Origin of the sequence: Fibrobacter sp. (genome assembly GCF_045112255.1) — a bacterium.
GTDB lineage: Bacteria > Fibrobacterota > Fibrobacteria > Fibrobacterales > Fibrobacteraceae > Fibrobacter.
Genome location: NZ_JBGUHR010000086.1, coordinates 180,676 through 200,406 on the forward strand (window position 1 = coordinate 180,676; position 19,731 = coordinate 200,406).

Here is a 19,731-nt window from a genome sequence, read left to right on the forward strand (position 1 = left end):
GGTTTCTATGGCTTCTTTACTTTACAGATTCGCTTGTCGAGCATTCCAGAAAACATTCTTCGTAGGCATCCACTTCATGCCCTGGCGTGAACCGCAGATTGTCCACGGAGCAGGGAGCTTACGTGATCTTCCCAAGCACCTCAAGGCAAACGACATTGATAACGTCCTGCTCGTTACAGACGATTTTCTCGCCAAGACAGAGCATTTCCAAAACATCAAAAAATATCTGGAAGAAGCGGGACTCAGCTATTCCGTTTACGATAAAACGATTCCGAACCCGACAATCGACAACATCAACGAGGCCACCCGCATTTACCGAAAGAACAAATGCAAAGGACTCGTTGCTTTTGGCGGAGGGTCCGCCATCGACTGCGCAAAAGGGGTTGGAATCCGCATCGCAAGGCCATGGACTCCGATTTCATTTATGCGAGGGACGCTCCGCGTTCTTCGCAAGATTCCGTATCTCGTCGCCATCCCGACAACGGCGGGGACAGGAAGCGAAGCAACTGTGGCCGCCGTGATTTCGAATCCGCAGACGCACGAGAAGTACCCCATCAATGACTTTGTCCTGATTCCGCGCCTTGCAATTCTCGACGCCAACATCACGCTCGACTTGCCCCCAAGTCTTACGGCAACCACAGGCATGGATGCACTCACACACGCCATCGAAGCCTACATCGGCAATAGCAACTTTGACGGTAGTGCCGAAGCCGCCATCCTGGCAGGCCGTCTTATCATCGAGAATATCCAGAACGCTTACCGCGATGGGCACAATATCAAATCAAGAGAAAATCTGCAAAAGGCGTCATACCTTGCAGGATTTGCTTTTACACGCGCCTATGTCGGTTACGTTCACGCCATTGCCCACAGCCTAGGTGGCATGTACCACACGCCTCACGGGCTTGCCAACGCCGTCATTTTACCGCATGTTCTAGAGTTTTACGGCGAAGCCTGCGAAAAGCGCCTCGGATTCTTTGCAAAGGCAATCGGAGCTGTTCCCGCAGAACTGGACAATCATGAAGCGTCCAAGGTTTTCATCATGCAGATCCGGGAACTCAACCGTTCCATGGAAATTCCAGAACACTTGGAATTTATCCAAACTGAGGACATTCCAAGACTCGCGAAATCAGCAAGCAAGGAAGCAAATCCGCTTTACCCCGTGCCGAAAATATTAAATGCGAAAGAGCTTGAAACGCTCTATCGCATTGTGAAAGGGACAAAGTTATAAAGGAGATGCCCGACTGTCATCCCGGACTTGTTCTGGGACGGGCATGACATTCCTTACTTCACTTGAAAGCGGTCTTTAATTTCTTGAGGGATGGCAAACGGCCTTCCCTTTTTCATATCCATGAGAACCCACTGCGTTTCGGATTCAAACACGACCTTGCCATCTGAAACGCGTTCAAAGCGGCACTTGCGCACGCTTGCGACCTTGCTGTAACCAGCGACCCAAGTCGTACCACGGATTTCATCGCCCAAGAACGCCTGATTCTTGTATTCCACAAACTGCGTATGAATCATCCAACCGCAACCGAACTGGTACATGACATCGGTCGCACCAACGGAATCCGAATGAGCAATCGAAATATCCTGGACCCACTGCACCGCCCAAACATTGTTCATGTGGCGGTTTTCATCAATCATCTCGGGAGTCACCTTAAAAAGTTTTTCATACTTCACCGGATTTGCATTTTCTTCCATCACAACAGCCATTGTAAGCCTCCTGTCGCGAGAAATGTAGTAAATAGTGATTAGCATGCCGAATAAAGAAAAAACGTTGGTTAAGGTTATGCATAGTTACTTGATATTAGTTAATAGAGATTCTAAAAAAAACATTCTCGACGGAGCGTAGCGAAGGAGGGAATCCATACATTGCAGACTTTAAATTGTATGGATCCTCCTAACGGAGGATGACAAACAAGAACAAGAAACAGCAAAGCTCCAAATATTACAGTTTTTATTGCAATTATTCGCTTAACATTCCCATTTTATGTTATTTTTCTTTGCGTTAAAACATTAAGTGGGAAAACCTATGGAATGGAATGATTTCACGAGCCTGACCGCAGAAAACATGCAGGCAATTTGGGACTTCAAGACAAAAGACCCGTTTTCAATTTTAGGCATCCACCCGATCGAAACCGATCGCGGAATCAAGACCGTCATCCGCACCTACCAGCCGCAGGCATGCTTTGTCCGCGGTGAATCGTGCGACGGTACCGAAGAATTTGACTTTGTGAAGCTTGGCGACACTGGATTTTTCGAAGCCATCCTCGACTTGGAATACAAGCCGTTCTTTTACAAGCTCATCATCAAGCAGGGCGACGGCATCGAATACACGCTCGTCGATCCTTATGCATTCTTGCCGGTCCTCAGCGACTTTGACCGCCACCTGATTGCAACAGGTACACACTACGAACTTTACCGCAAGCTCGGCGCAAACCTCATCGAGCACCAGGGATTCAAGGGCGTTCACTTCGCCGTCTGGGCACCGAACGCTCATGCCGTTTCTGTGGTCGGCAATTTCAACAGCTGGGACGGCCGCCGTCACCAGATGCGCATGCTCGGGGCCTCGGGCATTTGGGAAATCTTCATTCCGAATCTTGGCGAAAACGAACTTTACCGCTTTGAAATTCACGGCGCCGATGGCAACCTCCATGTGAAGGTAGACCCGCTTGCAAAGCTCGCCGAAGTCCGCCCGGCAACAGCCTCCATCACCACGCACCTCGACGGTTACGAATGGGGCGACGATCTTTACATGAAGACGCACTGGGCCACAAAGGTCTTTGGCGCTCCGATGAACATTTACGAAGTCCACGCCGGTTCCTGGCGCCGCGACCCGGCCAACCCGGACCGTTTCCTCAACTGGGACGAACTCTCCGAACGCCTCATTCCGTACCTCAAGGAAATGGGATACACGCACGTGGAATTCTTGCCGCTCGCCGAACACCCGCTCGACGAATCCTGGGGCTACCAGGTCACCGGTTACTACTCCCCCACGAGCCGCTACGGTACGCCGGACCAGTTCCGCCACTTTGTGGACCTCTGCCACCAGAACGAAATCGGCGTGATTTTGGACTGGGTTCCGGCCCACTTCCCGAAGGACGCTCACGCTCTCGGACGTTTCGACGGCACCGCCTGCTACGAGCATGCCGACCCGCGTCAGGGCGAACACCCGCACTGGGGCACCTACATCTTTAACCTCGGCCGTAACGAAGTCAAGAACTTCCTCATCGCAAACGCGATGTACTGGCTCAAGGAATTCCACTGCGACGGTCTGCGCGTCGATGCCGTTGCCTCCATGCTTTACCTCGACTACGGTAAGGGTCCAGGCGAATGGGTGCCGAACAAGGACGGCGGCAACATCAACTACGACACGCTCGAATTTCTGAAGCACTTGAACAGCATCATGGGCCGCTTGACCCCGCATGCAATCCTCATCGCCGAAGAATCGACAAGCTTCCCGAGCATCACTCGCCCGCCAGAGCAGGGCGGTCTTGGCTTCCACTACAAGTGGAACATGGGCTGGATGAACGATTTCCTCAGCTACATCCAGCACGAACCGATCCACCGCAAGTACCACCACAACCAGCTCACGTTCAGCATGGTCTACGCTTATTCTGAAAACTTCATACAAGTTTTCAGCCATGACGAAGTGGTACACGGCAAGGGTTCCATGCTCGGCAAGATGCCTGGCGACAACTGGCAGAAATTTGCAAACCTCCGCCTCACCTACGCTTTCCAGTACGCACACCCGGGCAAGAAGCTCAACTTCATGGGCAACGAATTCGGTCAGTTCCGCGAATGGAACGAAAAGCGTTCACTCGACTGGCACTTGATCAGCTGGGATAGCCATGGCAAGCTCCTCGAAATGATGAAGGTCCTGAACCACATCTACAAGGAAAATTCTCCGCTATGGGAAATCGACCATTACTATACCGGCTTTGAATGGATCTGGTGCGACGATGCCGACAATTCCATTGTAAGCTTTGTCCGTAAGGATGACCATGGCAACATGATCCTCTGCGTGTTTAACTTCACGCCGGTTGTCCGTAACGATTACCGCTTGGGCGCACCTGCTCGCGGTGCTTGGAAAGAAATTTTCAACACTGACGCAGCGATGTTCGGCGGCTCTAACGTCGGCAATCTCGGTGAAGTCTGGACGCAGGACGTTCCTTGGCAGAACCGCGAATGGAGCTTGAACATCAAGCTTCCGCCTCTTGCAGCAGTCTACTTCAAGCTCGAAAGATAATAGCGCATTCGCGCAGTTCTTAGTCGCTAGTCATTAGTTACTAGAATTTCATTAAAAAGTCCCTGAATTCATTTCAGGGATTTTTTTAATTCAACGTTACTGAGAACAAAAGCATCACAGACGACGAGCGGAACACGCCATCATCATCGGACCAGTATTCGCCTGAATTGAATGCGACAGAAGCGCCTAAGGCAACGTGTTCACTCACCCACCATTCCTTGCCCGCTTCTAGTCCAAAGCTAAAGGCACGTAGCCCGGTATTTCCTTTAAACCTTCGGTTATTCGTTGCATAACCTGTCACACCAAGAGAACCGCTAAAGAAAATATTATTCCATTGGGGCACATAATACGTGATCCCGGCACCTAAATAGACTGAGCTAAGCACATAAAAATCGTGGTCTACGTACTGCGAGGTTCCATACACGGCTTCTCGAAAATTGGAATACATCACATATCCCAAGTTCGCATGCAGAGCCAGATCCGTAACGGCATAATAGCCCAGCTTTCCATGAATCATGACGCCAAAACCGTCAGCGGTCATGGATTCTTTGCCATTTGTATTTTCAAATGATGCGTAACCAAGCCCCATTGCAGCATTAGCAAACAAGCCATCATGCGAATACGGCGCAGACAAAGGTGCGGCAAAAGCAATCGATGAAATCAGCAGCAACAAAATGAGGAGGTGTTTCATACTTTAAGGCTGAATTTAGAAAAAAGAACTCCGCCTTCCGGCGGAGTCCTTTCAAGATTTCGAGAATCTAGTTTACGAACCTTAGTTCATCGACTTAGTTCAAAGTGATGAGAGTAAGGGTGCGCTTGCCAACCTTGATACCCTTCGTGATATCGACAGTCTTAGCCTTCTTGGACGGGTCGTTTGCCCAGCCTTCCTTGAGCTTTTCGGAAGTCTTGTCCAAAGTCTGGACAGAAGCCTTGCCCTTGAAGCCCGGAATGTCAAGCTTGATGTCGAAGTCGCTGTACGGGCTCTTGTTCACGAGGAGGAGCTGCTTCTTGTTGCCGTTTACGGTGTAGTAAGCGGTCAGGAGAGCGTCTTCGTCACCCTTGATGGTGGTCTTCATGAGCTTGCCACGGAGAGCGTCGGAAGCCATCTGGAATGCCCAGTAGCTCGGGCGCGGGCAGTTCATGCATTCTTCACCAGAACGGGTCAAGTAACCGTAGTCACCGCCTTCCGGAGTGATGTCGTTGTGGATATCCCAGTACTGAGCGTTATCGACGTTTTCAGTAGCGAGCATACCGAGGTAGTCAGCGACGAACAAGCCGTTTTCGACAGACAAGGTCTGCGGACCCGGGTTGAAGTCAACAGAGTTCCATTCGGTGAGCCAGAGTTCAATCTTCTTGTCCTTATTGAACTTCTTGGTCCACTTGTCCACAACCTTGTGCAAGCGTTCGTAGATTGCAGTGAGGGTCTGCGGAGCGGAGAGCATAGCGAAGTCGTTTTCTTCACCGAAGTGCTGCGGGTAGTGGTGGACGATAAGACCATCAGCGATGTCACCCGTTTCAGCAAGGACCTTTTCGTTCCAGTCGCCTTCGAGAACGCCGAGCACAGCCACCTTGATGGTCGGGTCAACTTTCTTCATGGCTTCGATGAACTTACGAGCGCGCTTACCATAGATGGTACCGCCGTCCTTACCATACTTTTCGTAATACGGATGCCAGTTACCGTAGATTTCGTTACCGATTTCCCAGTAGAGGATGCCGGCCTTCTTGTCGATGTTCGTGTGCTTGACCCAGTCAGCGGCTTCCTTTTCAGTGCCGGAACCGAAGTTCACAGTGAACATGGCGTTGGAGCCAGTCTTTTTCAACCATTCGAGGAATTCGTCAGTATCGACCATCCAGTCGTGGTTGTCGAGGATTTCCTTCCAGTGGTCGTCATCAGCACGGAGACCACCCGGGTAACGGATAATGCCGTGGTTGATGCGCTTTGCAAATTCGCGAGTCTGAACCTTGAAGTTCTTGTTGTCGAGCATGTCGCCATCCCAGAGAGCGGCGTTGATACCGAACAAGCCACCAGAGATTTCCGGGTTGAGAACTTCCTTTTCGCCCTTCACCAAGACCTTGATGACAGCCGGACGTTCCTTAGCCTTGACTTCGCGCTGGTTGGTCAAGCGAATGTTGTCCACCTTGAAGCCACCAGCAGTACCTTCACCACTCGGCTTGAAGTCGAGAGCGACGACACCCTTGAGGTCGAAGAGGCCGTTTTCAACAGCGTTAGGCGGTTGATAGTACGGGAACTTGCCGAACGTACGGAACGGAACGAGGATCGTGGTCTTGCCCTTCGGAGCACCGACGTTAGAAACGAAGATTTCGTTGCCAGCATCCTGCACCTGGACGGTGATGGACTGCCAAGCCTTGTCAGAGTACACGTCGAACATGAGGCCCCAGTGCTTGGTCCAGTCACGGTCAGCAGCCGGACGACCAGACTTCTGCATGTCGAGCACGACGTCAACCCAGTCAGCAAGGAGGTAGTGTTCGATATTCAAGCAGTTGCTCTTGAATTCGGCGCAGTTTTCGACCTTGAACTTGAGCTGAGACTTCGGACCGGTGGACGGTTCCCACTTGTCCTTAGCAAACTTGCTTTCGAAGTCGGAGATCACGTAGTCCGGAGCGTTGGACTTGAAGGAATCCCACTTGAGATCCGGGTCCACCCAGTCGATGTTGGACGTGAAGGTGATCTGGTCCACGAAGACCGTCACAGGAGCCGGCTTGCCCGGTTCGCCTGCGTTTTCGCCCTTGCCAACAGAGAAGCGGATTTCCTGAATCTTGTCCCACTTGATGTCCTTGGCAACTTCGGCCTGTTTGTTAGCGTCCCAAGCCTTACCCTTGTCGGTGAAGCGCTTGAGAGGAATCTTGGCGAGCTGCCAATCCTTGGAGACCTTGATCCAGTCGTTGAGGCCGACCTTGGTCTGGCTCTTGATGTCGTTGCCCTGGTTGTCGAGGATACCGACGTAGAGCTTTTCGCCGCCGAGCTTACCCTTGATCCAGAAGTAGAGACCGCCCTTGTCGCGAACCTTGGAGAGGTCAATGAACTTGCCTTCACCGAGAGAGTAGGTCACGCCAGACCAGTCGTTGTTATCGATGTACATGGCGAGCACGTTCTTGTTGCCCGGAGTCTTGGACTGAGCTTCACGCTGGGCAGTGAGACCACCGTAGCTGTAAGCGAAGCCCTTGACCTGGTTGTCATAGAACGTAGCGAGCGTCTTGGCCTTGCCGTCGAGCTTTTCCGGGTTCTTCGGGCCGTCGATGACATCGTTGTTTTCATCCCAGTAGACCATCTGCTTCTTCGGGGCAGCCTTCTTGTTGCCCTTCACGATTTCGATGTTGTCGATCCAGACTTCGAATTCGCTTGCAGCGCTCTTGTCAATGGAGAAACGGATTTCAGCAATCTTGTCCCAGTCGATACGAGCCGGGAATTCGGACTTGCGGGTGTTGTCCCAGTAGAGACCACGGTCCGGGAAGTCCACGAGAGGAATGGAAACCTTCTTCCAGTCCGTCGTCACGGCGCCGCCTTCGATGTACTTGTTCATCGGAAGCACAACCTGAGTCTTCTTGCCGTCAGAAACTTCTTCGTCAAGGAGACCGACCTTCACGGCTTCGCCACCATTCTTGCCCTTGATCATGAATTCGACCTTGGAGTCAAGCATGTACTTGTTCAAGTCGAAGAATTCGTTGTAAAGGCAAATGGAAGCACCGGAGTATTCCTTCGGGTCCAACTTGATGTTCAAGGCAGCCTTGGACTTGTAACCACCAGACTTGGTGATGGTGACACCCTTGCTCGTGCCGCCGTAAGAGTAATCGTATCCACCCGGACGGTACTGTTCATCGAAGAACTTGTACACAGCCAGATGCGGACGTTTCGGCTGAGCCATTGCAGCTGTAACACTCAAGCCGAGGACGGCGAGCGAGGCAACTTTCAATGATTGCTTAATCATAATGTGCATCCTTTTGTTGTTTTTGATTTAAAATTATAAACCTGCGAAATAAAAAGCGCACACGTCCATCAATTTAACGTGTACGCCTGAAAACGTAATTACTTGGCTTCCTTCAACATCTTTTCGACGAGACCAGTGCTGAAGCGATCCTGACGCTTGCCGTTGATGTAGAAGTTCGGGGTACCCTGAACGCCGACCTTGACACCCAACTGGAAGTCCTTGTCGATGCGGGCGTTCATAGCAGAATCAAGAACCATGTCCTTCTTGAACTGTTCGATGTTGAGGCCAACTTCCTTAGCGACTGCAATGTAGATGGAGTCAGAGAGTTCACGGGAGTGCGGTGCGAGAGCATAGCGGTATTCCCAGAACTTGCCCTGCTTCTGAGCAGCGATAGAAGATGCGGCTGCAGCCTTTGCATTGGCGTGGAAGCTGAGCGGGAAGTGCTTGTAGACGAACTTGATCTGGTCCGGGTACTTCTTGTTGAGTTCCTGCATATCCGGAGCGATACGAGAGCAGTACGGGCACTGGAATTCCGTGAATTCAACAATCGTGAGCTTCGGGTTCTTGGTGTTGCCAAAGACCGGGCTATCTTCATCAGGAATGTCCCAGACCTTGTTGTCGGCTTCCATTTCGGCACGGGCCTGTTCAAGAGAAATGCCACGCTTGTCGAGAGCATACTTGATGATTTCAAATTCTTCCTTGACCTGCTTGAAATCCTTTTCAAGGGAGTCGAGGCGAGCCTGCTGGTTGAACGAACCGCCAGCGGAAGCTTGGTTGCAAGCAACGAGGCCGGAGACTACAAGAGCCATAGCAAAGAGAGAGAGACGTTTCATTTTAGTCCTTTGAGTTAAAACTTGAGGGCACAATCAGCCCACGATGTGTGAGAAATATAATAACGAAAACTTACTTTGATTTGGGAAAAACATCAAAAATGCATACACAAACGTCTCATCTGTATCCACAAAAAACAATTGTAAAATCCGAAATTTTGACCATTCTTCGCAAATCAAGTTCCGTAACTATATGCAATTCAATAAGTTACAAAAGTGAATATGGTAAAAATGTTATAAAAAACGCTCGAAAAGAATTTACAATGTGGTCAATAGTCAGTGGTTAGTGGAATGCTAGCAACGTCATCCTGACGACCAAAGGGAGGAAGAATCCAGTGAAGTTTTATTAATAGCTTGGTTTATAAGCAACAATAAACAAAAGCTATTGTCGAAAATAAAAAACGAGAGAACAATCTCTTCCTACAGTCTACCGCCTACTTCCTACTAAAACTTTACTATTTTTTATGCGTATGAGTGAATATTTGCATAAATCGTTTGGTCCCGTTGTCCCAAAGGATTTTAACAAGGATTACGGTGAACAGGGCTTTTTGCTGGAAAACGGCAAGACGCTACCCGCCCTCACCCTCCGTTACGAGACCTATGGCACACTGAACTCCGCCGGTGATAACGCCGTGTGGGTTTGTTCGCCGTTGACCGCCGACGCCCACGCTGCCGGCTGGTACACTGAAAATGACAAGAAACCCGGCTGGTGGGACGAACTCATCGGACCGGGCAAAGCTATCGATACAGACCGATTCTTTGTGGTTTGCAGCAACATCCTCGGCGGATGCAAGGGATCCACGGGGCCTGCGACAATCAATCCGCGCACAGGCAAGCCTTATGGGAGCACATTCCCTACCATCACGATAGGAGACATGGTTCATGCCCAGAAGGAACTTGCCGATAGCCTCGGCATCAAGGAATTCTACAGCGTCATCGGCGGATCCATGGGCGGATTCCAGGCGATGAAATGGGCTATCTACTACCCGGAACAGGTGAAGCGCATCATCGTGATTGCAAGCTCGCCCAGATTTTCGAGCCAGGCGCTCGGCTTTGAAGTTGTTGCCCGCGACGTCATCACGCAGGACCCTAACTTCCACGGCGGTGACTATTACGAAGAAGGCAAGACAAGACCGGACATCGGCCTTGCGAATGCCCGCAAGCTTGCGCACATCACCTACCTCTCTGCCGTGGGCATGGAGAAAAAGTTCAAGCGCGCCCAGGACCAGGAGAACAGAAGCCACGCCGTATCGTACACGACGCCATACGACTTGAATCTCCCGATCGAAAGCTACTTACGTTATCAGGGAACAAAGTTTGTTGACCGCTTCGACGCGAACAGCTACTTACACATTGCCCATGCGACAGACGCATTCGACCTCGAAACGGAATACGGCAGCATTGAAAACGCATTCAAGGACATCAAGGCCGAAGTCCTGAACGTGAACCTTTCGACCGACTGGCTTTTCCCGCCGCACGAGAGCCGCCGCATCACAAGTGCGCTCCTCAACACAGGCAAGACCGTGACAAGTCTCGAACTCGACACGCAGTTTGGCCATGACGGATTCCTGATTGAAGTGGGCGAACTCGGTAAGGCTGTAGGCCGTTTCCTCGATTCAAAGATTATCCCGCAGAACGGAACGCAGGCATTGCCTGTATTCCACGACCAGAGCGACTTCCAGCGCATCAGCAAGCTCGTGAAGGAAGGCAGCCATGTGCTCGATCTCGGCTGTGGCGAAGGCGACCTCATCGACAACTTGAGAAAGACAAAGCAGGTCACGGGCTTTGGCATCGAAAAGAACATCAAGGGCATCCTGGGCTGCCTCGAAAAAGACGTGCCGGTCATCCAGCGTGACTTGGACGAAAGCGGCATTGCCGACCTCAAGGACGGCAGTTTCGACTACGCGATTATCAACCGCACGATTCAGGAAATTCGCGATCCGGTGGCACTTTTGAACGAGCTTTTGCGCGTGGCAAAGCAGGTCATCGTGACGTTCCCGAATTTCGGCCACTGGTCTGCCCGCGGAAGCCTGATGCTCCACGGCCGTATGCCGATTTCGAAGGAACTCCCCTACGAATGGTACGACACACCGAACATCCGCGTGCTTACGCTCAAGGACTTCTATACGTTGTGCAACAAGGAAGGGTTCAAGATTGAAAACTTGCACTTCCAGAACGAACACAAGATAAGCAAGTTCCTGACCGCCATTGGGCTGCCGAACTTCGGCGCCGAACATGTGATTGCAACGATTAGTAAATTAGACGAAAGACGAGAGACGAGAGACGAAAGAGGATAAAATGTCTATTATCTCCATGACAGGATTCGGCAAGAGCGAATCCACACTGCAAGGAATCACATGCGTTATCGAAGTGCGCAGCGTGAACAGCCGTTTCCTCGAAATTTCAAGCAAGATTCCGAAGAACTTCGCCTACCTCGAAAATGACTTCAAGGCACAAATCAAGGACAAGCTCGTCCGCGGTTCCGTGAATTTGTCGATTACGCTTGGTGCCGGCAACGCCGGGAACATTCCCGTTTGCTACAACGAAGCAGCCGTAGAAAAATTCGTGGAAATCACGAAGGCCATGCAGAAAAAGTATGGCATTGCAGGCGACATCAAGCTTGAACATGTGCTTGCCATCCCAGAAGTTTTGCAGTTCACGGACGGCAACGGCGACAACGAAGTCTGGGAAAAGCATTTGAAGGCAGAACTTGACAAGGCTCTGGACGGCGTTATCGCCATGCGCGAAAAGGAAGGCGCAAACCTCGCCGTAGACCTCACCCGTCGCGTGATCCACCTGAACGAAGTCATCGACAAGGTCGAAGTTCTCGATCCGCAGCGCATTGAAACATGGAAATGCAAGTTTCGCGAACGCATCAACACGCTCATGAAGGATTCCGAAATCGACGAAGTCCGCCTTTTGCAGGAAGCCTGCATCATGGCCGACAAGCTCGACATTCATGAAGAAATCACGAGATTCAGGAGCCACAACAAGCTGTTCCTCGACGCGCTCGCCAAGGGTGGCGCCCAGGGCAAGAATCTCGGGTTCATCCTCCAGGAAATGGGACGTGAAGCGAATACGCTTGGCACCAAGTGCCAGAATGCCGAAATCGCAGCACTAGCCATCGAACTCAAGAACGAGATTGAGTGCATCCGAGAACAGTCGATGAACGTCGCGTAATTCTCAACACCAATTCTCAACATGGATTTTTTATCCATAAAAAGCCCTACGGAAGTAGGGCTTTTTGTTTCAAAACAATCTAACTTATAGTCAGAAAGAATAAAACATCCACACTCCAACAACAAGCGTCTCGTGCAAACTGCACAAGACGCTTTTTGATTATTCTAGACTTAACTGGACCCTTCCGCAATTGTATAACGAGAAATAATGGTTCCTCTCCCTGACGGTCGAGGATGACGGGCGTCAGGGTGACGTAGATGCAACAACCAACATCCTACCGCCGACTTCCTACTGTCTACTTCTTCTTTGAAGATTTCTTTTTCTTGTCGCTCATCTTGACGCGGCGAGAGCCGGAGCGGATGCGTTCCCACGGGGCAAAGGACATCGTCCCGAATGTAAATCCGAAAAACCAGACGTTAAAAGCGACCCAGAGAATGGCGGCAATGCCGATTCTTCTCCAGTCCACGACGACGCTCATGTCGATTACAAGTGCCGAAAGAGCAAGGAGCGATGCAATCATGACCGGAGCAAGCATTTTCTTGCCCGCCTTCACGAGGGCGCCAGCCGAGGGCGTTCCTTCACCGAGTTCCTTCCCTGCAAGCAACGCACAGGCAACAACGCCCGAGAACGCAATTGTGCTAAGCACGGCCCACATGAGCCAAGCCTTGCCAATCATCAGCGGGAACCAGCTTACAAATCCCGTAAGCAAAAGCCATGAAAGCGCAAACGGGAACAGCGCACAGGCAACGCTCCACTTGGCCAAAAGCACAAGCAAAAGTGCAACGCCCGCAAACACGGCAAAGAAAATAACAAGCATATCTTCATCGCCGCCCAGCGCAAACAGCGCCCCCACAAAAGCCGCAAGCGCAAGCAGGCCGCCAAAGCCGCCACGCATACCGCCAAAGACAAAGTAGAGCACAATCATGGAAAGTCCGGCAACAAAGAAATACTGCGCAGAATTCCAAGCCGAGGCCAAATTCGTGAACTTCGCAATCCACATTCCAAGCGCTTCAGAAGCCCCCAGCGGAAGGGATGCCATCTGTTGCCAGCCCGTAGCAAGGAACGCCACCGAAAAGCCAATCATCAACAGCACAAAAATCAGGCGAAAGCGGAGGGAAAGTTCCAAAAGCTTTTGCACTTTGCCCGGTTTTTCACGTAATTCCATTTATTTACCTCGAGATCAACAGTTTTTGTTTTTTAGTCCAAGTTTTAGTTTTTGTTTTAGATTCCGAAACACTGACTTTCGCCTTGTTTCGGACAACATAGTGATACAGCCCATTGGCAAGCAAACGGCCATAATTGTCCTTGCCATCCCAATGTGTTACACCAGATTTAGCGTCATTAATAACCTTGACAAGTCTACCATGCTGGTTATAGATGAAAATCGACACTTCCGGATCCTTGTCTACAGAAAGGTTCTTAAAGTAGAACGTCGTCCCCTTCTTGCCCATCGGATTCGGGACGTTGAATACGTCAGCAAGCCCGGTCTGCAAATCTTCTATAATCTGGACATTAACAGTCTTTATAGCAATGTTTCCAAGAACATCCAAAGCACGAACCCTGAACGTGTAATCGCCAGCCGGATACGCTTCCGTTGTCAACGACTTGCGAGCAACAGCACGTTTCGAGGACTGTTCCAGGAAGGGTGCCGGATGATAGGGGTTTTCAAGCCCAACCATTTCAAAAGAAATACCTTCATCGGCCTGTTCACGGTAATCCAAAGCAGTTTCATCTTCAACAACGACCTGCAAACAAGCCGGAGTTCTCAATTTCACATGCTGATTATCGGCAAACGAAGTCAATTCCCCGGCATTGCATGACTGGATTTTAATCGTCGGCGGAATATTATCATTCAAGGAATCTGCATAGTTGGAAATACCTGTTATCTTAATATTCTTTTCAAGATAGCGCCCAACAGCAGGTTCTTTCGACGAAAATGCCCACGCGCGGAATTCCGCAAGCGAATCACCGATATTCAACTTCTTCGGAGTCACAAATTCCGTTTCAAAACGGCCATCAGCAACGGGAACGACTTCTGAATAGATCAGCGCGCCATCATAATTCACATCAATAACTTTTTCTATAGAAATCAAATCAAGAGCCTTTGTATAACGGCCTTCCCTAAGCGTCAAGGCGATGTTTCCCGAAGTCATTCCGGACACTTTTCCAGAAAGCTTCATTTTATCAAGAGCCTTGATAGACTTCACCGGCGAATCAAGAGTAATCTTCATACTCGCCAAAGGCAACTGAATCACAGGTTCGCCCATAAACACATAATGTTCCGTATTATGCACATTATCATGCGAATCCGATTCTTGACGATTATGAACAATATTATCCTTAGCTAGCATATAGGCGACACCAAGATAATTTCCATCTTTGGACAAAGCGTTATTTATCAAGTTCTTCGAAAATTGATTATTGTAAGATTCATACGTTTCACGAGCCGCACCAATTCCAGCAATAGCGCCAGCGCTTTTCTCAAGGACCATAGCTTCGGTCATTGACCTAGAATCCCCTTCATCAAAGCGTCCCACGGTACATGCAAACGAACTTAATATCGTGTATTTTTTCTCATTAGAAAGCTTTGCAATGTCCGATGTTCTGAACAAGCCTTCCGAAGCCAATGTAGACTTGGATCCATGACCGTAATATATGGTCATCAAGGCACCCTGATTCATAATATTCAGGAAATCGTTATTTGCTTCCTGTTTCTGACCAGCGGCATCATACTCGTAATTCAGGAGATAAACCTTTTTCATGTTCATACGATAATTAAGTTTATCTGAAATTGCATCAATCGTCCTTGCCAACATTTCCTGGTCTTCGGTATGCGGAATCCTATCCACCCCACCGCTATTGCGGGCATCATCAGCCCCAAGCAGCATCGTGGATCTCCATTCCCCGTGATCAAATCGACCCACTTTCTCGTAATCGCGAGCTTTTTCATTGTACGTATAAAATTCATCGACAGACGATACAGGAATACGGCCAACAGCAAGGTCTACATCATATATACGGGGACTTCTAACCATTTCTCCAGAATCCAGGACCGCAAAGAAGTCTTCGGTCACCGCCGACTCCTTTTCAAACGGAGGCATATAATTTTTACCGAGTCTAGGATTAACGCCTCGATAGTCATAATGGCCAGAACCAGCAAGCAGCACAAACCGCAAATCCGGGCAGACGCTTCGTGCGTAGGCGATGTAGTTTCGAATCGCAATCGGAGAAGGAGATCCACCGGTGTAATGTCTGTAAATGTTTTCTACAGCAACAACAGCAGTGACAAGCGGGCTTATAGCAGAATCGCTGGAACGGAACGACGCAAGATCTTCCGCCGGTTCAAGGAATTCTTCTGGCGTAATAATCAGGTATTCCGTCTTGGAAGAAATCTGCGCAAGCTTCTGGACGGCATTTGGGGATGGCGCAGGTATAGCCTCAATACTCAATGTGGAGTTACGGCGATCCTTTTCGTTATAAAGCAAGTATCGAACATCTTCATTAAAGCCAATACTATCGATAGCGGTTCCATTCGAAATTTTCAGAAGTCCAACCGGCTTAAAGTTCACAAACTTCATCAAGCGCAGATCGGAATCTTTACCGACAGGGATCCGAACAATTCCTGTGGCAAACCCAGGCAACAGCCATTCCGAAGAATCTATTGACACAGAAGCCGGATCCCACTGGTAAGCTACAGAAACGCCATCGAAGCGGTTGTATTGATTTTCGTTCGGAAGCATGGTCAGTTCAAACTCGTTCCCGGAAGCCTTGAGGGATTTGAACTCCATAGCGAAGTTCCCTCCCGGCAACAAGACGCCATCGGACCAGTAAAAGGAGTCTGCACGATCCTTTGAATGCTGTTCGCCATTGACACTCAGCTTAAAATGAATCGACTTCATCCGCGATGAGTAAGCGCTATCAGACATATAGCCAATCGACTGATCCACACCACTGCTTGAATTTATCGAGCGAAGCGGGAAATAGGTAACAGACGCAAATCCCTTGCCATCCTTGACAAACCCAGGCAAGTCCACGATCTGCGATTCCGCGTTCAAGTCCGTAACGACCGTAGTTTCATTTTTATCATGCCATTTCCAGAACCACTCTTTTCCAGTTGTTTTTTCCCAATCAAGAGACTTGCCGTAATAAGTATCAATCAAGAGTTCATCTTTTTCGGCACGCACATACCTAAGCCACTCAATGCTTTTCGGCGTCGATTTTGGCTGAGCAAGGGTTTCAAGGCGTTTGCCCTTCCCCACTTCTTTATACCCGAGAATAAAATGCTGGTAAAAAGAATACGGAGAATACGAATGGAAATAGTTCATATTCGATTTGGGATAATTTTCTTCTTCTGAATCGATCCTTTTCCAAAACGCATTACCATATCCCACGAAATAAAGGGAATCGCCATCATCAAAGATGCCGTTAGAATTGCGGTCATCAACGGTTATGGGCAGTTCGAATAGCTGGTTCGGGCTGCGAAGCTTGGCTCCTGGCCCCATGTCAGGGAGCGTATCTGGCGAGGCTCCGTAAACGCAAATTTTTTCTACGGGGATTCCGCTCAAATCATCACGACTTGTGAATTTCAGAAGGGAATTGAAACCAACGGCATAGAGGCCATCTTCGCGGAATGTCGCCATATCCTTGTCGCCTACAACCAGTTTGGCAAGCTTGACGATGCCATCGATTTCAGAAGCCGCTTCACGGCGCAGGACCGTACGGGACGCGGCCGTTCCAAACTGCGCGGCGGACTTCGAATTCACCACCTGCATAAGTGCGCGGGCGCCCGGATTGCGGCCGCTTGCCGATGCACTTGCAAAATCGACATTCAAGCGGAAATCCGTGCGAAGGGCGATGGAGCCGGCCTGCTTTACATATAGCGGGACCAGCACATCGGCCATCCACAAATTATCCTTGAGGTACGGTTTTGAAACCGAGACTGTCTGTGCCTTTACAGGAGTAGACTTGCAGTACGAAGTTCCAAGCGCAACAAGCTTATTGTTGGTTACCGAGACCGAAGGCATATCGCCTGACGGAAGTGCCACTCGGTAATAGCGGTACGGCACCCTGCTAGAATCCATGTAAAAAGCATTTTCGGGAGCAAAGCGCATTCCCGAGCCGTCTTCACAAGATTCTTTAGACGTATCAAGGACCTCGTCGTCTAAGATAAAACGTTTCTTGGAATCTTCTATGACAGAAGAAGCCATGCTGGAGACCGTTGCACAGGCAACCAGTAGAATCTGAAATTTTTTAATGATAGATTTCACGAAAATTAAAATAGTAAAAATCAGAAACGGGGATTCCCGCGCAGAGGCGCGGAACGACATGCAAGGCGAGAGCTGCAAATGGTAAGAACTGTCAGATGCTAAAATTACGGCCTTGTAATGACCATTTCGAGAAATCCATTGCCCGTCGTGCGCATTTCGACAATTTCTCCCCCTGACGCCTTAGCCTTAAAGACGGTTATATATTCAGGAGGAACGCCTTTGGAAAGGATCATCTCGATTTCCTTCGCCGTAATCATGAATTTCGAGTTCCACTTGTCCATATACCAATGCCACGGTTGCCAGTTAAAAATACCGCGGGTAGACTGGACAAAAGCGCGGAGCATCATCGAATATTCATACCTTAAGAAGCCCAGATAATCGTTCACTTCGGCATGCTTGTCAACAAGCGTTTTCGTTGCAAAGTCAGGATCGTAACGAAGAGGAGTCTTGTCCGGATTGTCGTAGGTAAAGCGGATTAACTTGTCCGTTACCAGGATCTTCAAGTTCGAACGGTCCAGGTGCACAAATTCTTTTTCAGAAATTTGTCTGTAATCCCTGAATACGACATCAGGCGTAAGGACCTTGTTGAGTTTCAGTGGAACAGGTTTTGCATCAAAGGCGCCAAGCTCGTAAAACACGATAACCTCGCCTGCGCCCTTCGGCAAAAGCACAGCAAGCAAAGGCTTTTCGCGTTCTGTAATGGCCCAGATCATCTTCGGCTTGTTCGAAGAGTTCAAAAGAGGGTCTATAGCCTTCATCACCGAAGGGTCACGGACACCGTTCACATCCCATTCCATCCACGTTCCAGAGCCGCCAACAGAATCAAGAACATCAAAAAGGCGCCCTCCAGCAAAGCCATCCTTAGCTTCTACAGCACCGTAGATTTTTGTCGATGGAGTCACTTTCGCTTTCGCGGAAGCCGACGGGGCTGCAAAGGACAATGCTGCACATACCGTGAAAAAAACAAGAACAGCAAGCGACTTACGCATAGCGGTCTCCACTAGAACCCAATCGGTTCGAACAGCGATTCATCCAGGCGTGAATACTGCAAGTGGTATTTCTTGTCGAGCCAATAAAGAGCAAGCTTTGCACCTGTCCAGTTCTTCTTTGCAGCAGTCGCTTCAATACCCTTAGTGATTAACGGAAGAGTTTCAATAAGGTCCAGCTTCCACTTGGTGTCGTCCCAGTTAAAAAGCATTATCGGGACCTTCGGACTCGATGCAAGGCCGACGCTTCCTCGGTCATTCTTGATTTCAAACGGTCCCATGTTTACGCGCTCCACAAGGTCCAGAAATTCAGTTTCGTAAAGAAGCAAATAGAGCATACGGTAATCAGGTACCGTCCAGAGGTGTTCGCGCTCGAACAGTCTATAAAGCACGATGGCATAAGCTTCATAAAACTGGCATGTGTCTATCGCGGCGGCATCGTAGGACCTGGCATGGCTTTCAAGTTCATCGAGCCAGGATTCCGAAGGATCCGTCAAAAAGTCAAGCAATACATCAGAGGGTGCATGGTTCTTGACCGACTCCTTGAAAAGCGTGAACATGTTTTCGAGCATGGTAAGCTTATCTGATTCCTGGGCCTTCACCTTGGCGTCACGGACTGCCGCCGTTTCAGGCAGTTCACTCGAAGTGTTATTGGAAGAACCCGCACAGCCGGACATTAAAGCAAAAGCGCCCACCAAAAGCGCAAGAACAATTTTATTTTTCAGTACATGCATCGCGATACCTACCTCAAAATGAATCTGGATGAACTTTTACGAGCCTGTTCCTTGAAAGGCTATCAAGGCAGCGGCCCCGGCGGTCAGCACAGGAACAAGACCAATACCGGCGTTCATCTTTCGTTACAACAATATAATTTAGAAATTAAGTCTTCCGAAAGCAGGAGCGCAAAAGAGAACAAGATTCACGCGCTACACCGCATGCAAATGGCGCTTGCGCTGAACGTACGCGAAGATCCTCCCGAGGTCGAGATGAAATTTCCAGGAAGCAACGGGCACATCCAGCCGAGCAACCCGCTGTTTCCACTGTTTGTGGCTCATGTCTTTGATATCATGGCAACAAAGAACGGCGATACGAAAGCCGCAGCGGCCGCGTTCGGGCTTAGCCCAAGTGCGCTCGTGAAAATTCTGCGCCAAGACAAATCATGCGCCGCAAAATTGCAAGGCAACCGCGTGGAAAACGGGAAAAGCAAGTTGCATTTGTAATTGCATTTCCACAAGCTTTGTCAAATTAATTTTACACAAAAGTAGGGGGAAT

13 protein-coding genes are annotated in these 19,731 nt (G+C 49.7%); 5 read left to right on the plus strand and 8 right to left on the minus strand.

Annotated features, from left to right (window positions below):
• Positions 1-7 precede the first annotated feature (7 nt).
• On the plus strand, positions 8-1,228 hold the full coding sequence (locus ACJMM9_RS12115; protein WP_405327312.1) for an iron-containing alcohol dehydrogenase: 1,221 nt from the start codon (positions 8-10) through the stop codon (positions 1,226-1,228).
• A 53-nt stretch (positions 1,229-1,281) separates the two neighbouring features.
• Here ACJMM9_RS12115 and ACJMM9_RS12120 read toward each other — a convergent pair whose 3' ends face one another.
• On the minus strand, positions 1,282-1,713 hold the full coding sequence (locus tag ACJMM9_RS12120; protein ID WP_405327315.1) for an acyl-CoA thioesterase: 432 nt from the start codon (positions 1,711-1,713) through the stop codon (positions 1,282-1,284).
• 319 nt (positions 1,714-2,032) lie between these two features.
• On the opposite strand from ACJMM9_RS12120, the gene glgB reads away from it, so the two are divergent.
• The gene (glgB, locus tag ACJMM9_RS12125) at positions 2,033-4,249 is read left to right on the plus strand and encodes a 1,4-alpha-glucan branching protein GlgB (RefSeq protein WP_173465753.1); all 2,217 of its coding nucleotides are present in this window, start codon (positions 2,033-2,035) and stop codon (positions 4,247-4,249) included.
• 85 nt (positions 4,250-4,334) lie between these two features.
• Here the strand turns inward: glgB and ACJMM9_RS12130 are convergent, their stop codons facing one another.
• The 3 genes from ACJMM9_RS12130 to ACJMM9_RS12140 form a co-directional block, all read right to left on the minus strand.
• Positions 4,335-4,940, minus strand: coding sequence for a hypothetical protein (locus ACJMM9_RS12130; RefSeq protein ID WP_405327318.1), 606 nt, complete (start codon positions 4,938-4,940; stop codon positions 4,335-4,337).
• 94 nt (positions 4,941-5,034) lie between these two features.
• On the minus strand, positions 5,035-8,196 hold the full coding sequence (locus ACJMM9_RS12135) for a carbohydrate binding domain-containing protein (protein ID WP_405327321.1): 3,162 nt from the start codon (positions 8,194-8,196) through the stop codon (positions 5,035-5,037).
• Between the two features lie 98 nt (positions 8,197-8,294).
• Positions 8,295-9,029, minus strand: coding sequence for a DsbA family protein (locus ACJMM9_RS12140; RefSeq protein ID WP_405327324.1), 735 nt, complete (start codon positions 9,027-9,029; stop codon positions 8,295-8,297).
• A 467-nt stretch (positions 9,030-9,496) separates the two neighbouring features.
• On the opposite strand from ACJMM9_RS12140, the gene ACJMM9_RS12145 reads away from it, so the two are divergent.
• Together ACJMM9_RS12145 and ACJMM9_RS12150 are read left to right on the plus strand one after the other, a co-directional pair.
• The gene (locus tag ACJMM9_RS12145; RefSeq protein WP_405327327.1) at positions 9,497-11,323 is read left to right on the plus strand and encodes a homoserine O-acetyltransferase; all 1,827 of its coding nucleotides are present in this window, start codon (positions 9,497-9,499) and stop codon (positions 11,321-11,323) included.
• Between the two features lies 1 nt (position 11,324).
• Positions 11,325-12,206, plus strand: a complete 882-nt coding sequence (locus ACJMM9_RS12150) for a YicC/YloC family endoribonuclease (protein ID WP_405327330.1) — start codon at positions 11,325-11,327, stop codon at positions 12,204-12,206.
• A 295-nt stretch (positions 12,207-12,501) separates the two neighbouring features.
• Here ACJMM9_RS12150 and ACJMM9_RS12155 read toward each other — a convergent pair whose 3' ends face one another.
• From ACJMM9_RS12155 to ACJMM9_RS12170, 4 genes are all read right to left on the minus strand, one after another.
• On the minus strand, positions 12,502-13,371 hold the full coding sequence (locus tag ACJMM9_RS12155) for a hypothetical protein (RefSeq protein ID WP_405327333.1): 870 nt from the start codon (positions 13,369-13,371) through the stop codon (positions 12,502-12,504).
• A gap of 4 nt (positions 13,372-13,375) precedes the next feature.
• On the minus strand, positions 13,376-17,473 hold the full coding sequence (locus ACJMM9_RS12160) for a C25 family cysteine peptidase (protein ID WP_405327335.1): 4,098 nt from the start codon (positions 17,471-17,473) through the stop codon (positions 13,376-13,378).
• A 104-nt stretch (positions 17,474-17,577) separates the two neighbouring features.
• The gene (locus ACJMM9_RS12165) at positions 17,578-18,462 is read right to left on the minus strand and encodes a hypothetical protein (protein WP_405327338.1); all 885 of its coding nucleotides are present in this window, start codon (positions 18,460-18,462) and stop codon (positions 17,578-17,580) included.
• A gap of 11 nt (positions 18,463-18,473) precedes the next feature.
• Positions 18,474-19,193, minus strand: coding sequence for a hypothetical protein (locus ACJMM9_RS12170; protein WP_405327340.1), 720 nt, complete (start codon positions 19,191-19,193; stop codon positions 18,474-18,476).
• On the opposite strand from ACJMM9_RS12170, the gene ACJMM9_RS12175 reads away from it, so the two are divergent.
• A complete protein-coding gene (locus ACJMM9_RS12175) occupies positions 19,188-19,679 on the plus strand; it encodes a peptide chain release factor-like protein (protein WP_088639474.1) in 492 nt (163 codons plus the stop codon). The genes ACJMM9_RS12170 and ACJMM9_RS12175 overlap by 6 nt on opposite strands.
• The last annotated feature ends 52 nt before the right edge of the window (positions 19,680-19,731 follow it).